Genomic DNA, 3301 nt, shown 5'->3' on the forward strand with positions numbered 1-3301 from the left:
CTATGACAGATAAGAGTAAAGGTGTTAAAGGAATATCTGCATTTATAGTTGAAAAAGACTTCCCAGGAATTTCAATAGGAAAAGTTGAAGATAAAATGGGATTAAGAGCAGCACAAGTTGGAGAAATCGTTTTTGAAAACTGTATAGTTCCTGCTGAAAACCTACTTGGAAAAGAAGGTAGAGGATTTGGTATAGCAATGAAGACTCTTGATGGAGGAAGAATTGGTGTTGCAGCTCAAGGTCTTGGAATAGCTGAAGGAGCTTTCAATGAAATTAGAGATTATATGAAAGAAAGAAAACAATTTGGAAAACAATTATTTAAGTTCCAAGGATTAGGCTGGATGATGGCTGAAATGGATTTAAAAATTGAACAAGCTAGATATTTAGTATATAAAGCAGCTATGGATAAGGAACAAGGAAGACCATACTCAGTATCAGCTGCAAGAGCTAAATGGGCAGCAACAGATTGTGCTATGTATGTAACAACTGAAGCAGTTCAACTTATGGGTGGATATGGATATATTAAGGATTACTCATTAGAAAGAATGATGAGAGATGCTAAGGTAACTCAAATTTATGAAGGAACTAACCAAGTTCAAAGAATGGTTATTTCAGGAAATATATTTAGATAATTAAGGAGGGGTTTAGGCATGAATATAGTAGTATGTTTAAAACAAGTTCCAGATACAACAGAAGTTAAGATAGATCCAAAGACAGGAACACTTATAAGAGAAGGAGTTCCATCAATCATAAATCCAGATGACAAAAATGCTTTAGAAGAAGCATTAAGATTAAAAGATGAAAAAGGAGCGAAGGTTACTGTAATCAGCATGGGACCTCCACAAGCAGAAGCTGCATTAAGAGAAGCTATTGCAATGGGAGTAGATGATGCAATTCTAGTTTCTGATAGAGCATTTGCTGGAGCAGATACATTAGCAACTTCATATGCATTAGCAGGAGCGTTAAAGAAATTAGATTATGATGTAATATTTGCAGGAAGACAAGCTATCGATGGAGATACAGCACAAGTAGGACCAGAAATAGCTGAACATTTAGGACTTGCACAAGTAACTTATGTAGAAAAAGTAGAAGTTAAAGAAGATGCATTAAAAGTAAGAAGAGCATTAGAAGATGGATATGAAGAATTAGAAATAAAAATGCCATGTCTATTAACAGCTATTGGAGAATTAAATCAACCAAGATATATGAGCATGGGAAATATATTTAAAACATTCCAAAAAGAAGTTAAAATATGGAGTGCAGATGATATAGAAGTAGATAAAGCTCGTTTAGGATTAAAAGGTTCACCAACAAAGGTTAAAAAATCAATGACAAAAGAACCAAAAGGAAAAGGCGAAGTAGTTACATTATCAGCAAAAGAAGCAGCAACATTTGCAGTTTCAAAATTAAAAGAAAAACACTACGTTTAATATAGATAAATATAAGAGAAATAGGAGGGATATAGAATGAGTATAGCAGATTACAAAGGTGTTTGGGTATTTGCTGAACAAAGAGATGGAGAGCTTCAAAAAGTAGCATTAGAATTATTAGGAAAAGGAAGAGAAATTGCAGATAAATTAGGAGTAGAATTAACTGCAGTTTTACTAGGAAATAAAGTAGATAATATAGCAAAAGAATTATTAGCTTATGGAGCAGATAAGGTATTATATGCTGAAGATGAAAAGTTAGCTCATTATACAACTGATGCATATACAAGAGTTATATGTGATTTAACTAATGAAATAAAACCAGAAGTTATCTTTATAGGAGCTTCTTTCATAGGAAGAGATTTAGGACCAAGGGTTGCAGCAAGACTTTCAACAGGATTAACTGCAGACTGTACAGCATTAGATATAGAAGAGGAATCAGGACACTTATTAATGACAAGACCAGCATTTGGTGGAAACTTAATGGCAACAATCATGTGTACAGAACACAGACCACAAATGTCAACAGTAAGACCTGGAGTGTTTGATAAATTAGCTAAAGATGAATCAAAAGTAGATGAATCTAAGATACAAAAAGTATCTGCAAACTTAAAAGAAGAAGATTTAAGATTAAAAGTGTTAGAAGCAGTTAAAATTGCTAAAGAAGTTGCAGATATCTCAGAAGCTGAAATATTAGTAGCAGGTGGAAGAGGAGTAGGAAGCAAAGAAAACTTTGCTATGCTTAACGAACTTGCAGAAGTATTAGGTGGAACAGTAGCAGGATCAAGAGCAGCTATAGATAATGATTGGATAGATCATGCATTACAAGTAGGACAAACAGGAAAAACTGTAAGACCAAAAGTATACATTGCATGTGGAATCTCAGGAGCAATCCAACATTTAGCAGGAATGCAAGACAGTGATTACATAATTGCTATAAATAAAGACGAAGATGCAGCAATAATGCATGTTGCAGATTTAGGATTAGTTGGAGACTTAAACAAAATAGTTCCAGAATTAACAGCTCAAATAAAAGCTATGCAACAATAATTTATTAGAAATATATATAACAAATAAAAAAATCGTACAAATTGTACGGTTTTTTTTATTTGTTATTATGTTTTATAAAAAACTAAATACTTGATTATTTATTTTATTTACACTAAAATAAATATAAATAAGATAAATATTTATCAAAAATTGAATAATATTTATGTAAAAATGAATATTAATGTATGAATTTTACATAAAAAAAGATTTAGTTAAGAATGAAAATTAGAATAATATATAGCATCACGAAGGGTACAAAGTATACAAAATATACTTTGTACCCTTTGTGATGCTATGCTACAAAAAAGTGCTCACTTGATAATATTTCAATTTTAAAATAAAATTAAATTTGTTAATAAAAAAACAAAGTAATATTAAAGAGAAGTAAAAAAATATAGAAAAATGAAAAAATATGAATACTTCTCTGTAAACCTTTTGAAATAATATGACAAAATTTGTTAAAAAAGTTCGAAAGGTTCAAAACAGATAGGAGGTAAAAAAAATGAATTTTCAATTTACTAAGGAACAAGAATTAGTAAGACAAATGGTAAGAGAGTTTGCTGAAAATGAAATTAAACCTATAGCAGCAGAAAGTGATCAAACTGGAGAATTTCCAATGGAAAACTTCAAAAAGTTGGGTAAATATGGTTGTTTCGGAATACCATTTCCAACTGAATATGAAGGAGCAGGTGGAGATTATTTATCATATATCTTAGCTGTTGAAGAAATTTCAAAAGCATGTGCAACTACAGGAATTGCACTTTCAGTACAAACTTCACTTTGTATGGGAGCAATTTGGGCATTCAGTAATGAAGAACAAAAGA

4 protein-coding genes are annotated in these 3301 nt (G+C 31.2%); all 4 read left to right on the forward strand.

Annotation, left to right across the window (positions count from 1 at the left end):
* On the forward strand, positions 1–632 hold a 632-nt coding region (locus OW763_RS16700), incomplete at its 5' end, for an acyl-CoA dehydrogenase family protein (protein ID WP_268042720.1).
* Positions 633–650: 18 nt separating this feature from the next.
* Positions 651–1430: an electron transfer flavoprotein subunit beta/FixA family protein gene (locus OW763_RS16705; protein WP_268042722.1), complete on the forward strand. Its 780-nt coding sequence runs from the start codon at positions 651–653 to the stop codon at positions 1428–1430.
* Between the two features lie 36 nt (positions 1431–1466).
* Positions 1467–2477, forward strand: a complete 1011-nt coding sequence (locus tag OW763_RS16710; protein WP_268042724.1) for an electron transfer flavoprotein subunit alpha/FixB family protein — start codon at positions 1467–1469, stop codon at positions 2475–2477.
* Positions 2478–2979: 502 nt separating this feature from the next.
* Positions 2980–3301 (forward strand): acyl-CoA dehydrogenase family protein (locus OW763_RS16715; protein WP_268042726.1); only part of this gene is annotated, 322 nt, incomplete at its 3' end.

This window comes from Clostridium aestuarii (assembly GCF_026735135.1).
GTDB lineage: Bacteria > Bacillota > Clostridia > Clostridiales > Clostridiaceae > Clostridium_H > Clostridium_H aestuarii.

Excerpts from the sequence above, each read along its gene's own strand:
- OW763_RS16705 (WP_268042722.1), top strand. The coding sequence starts at position 651 with ATGAATATAGTAGTATGTTTAAAACAAGTTCCAGATACAACAGAAGTT.
- OW763_RS16710 (WP_268042724.1), top strand. The coding sequence starts at position 1,467 with ATGAGTATAGCAGATTACAAAGGTGTTTGGGTATTTGCTGAACAAAGA.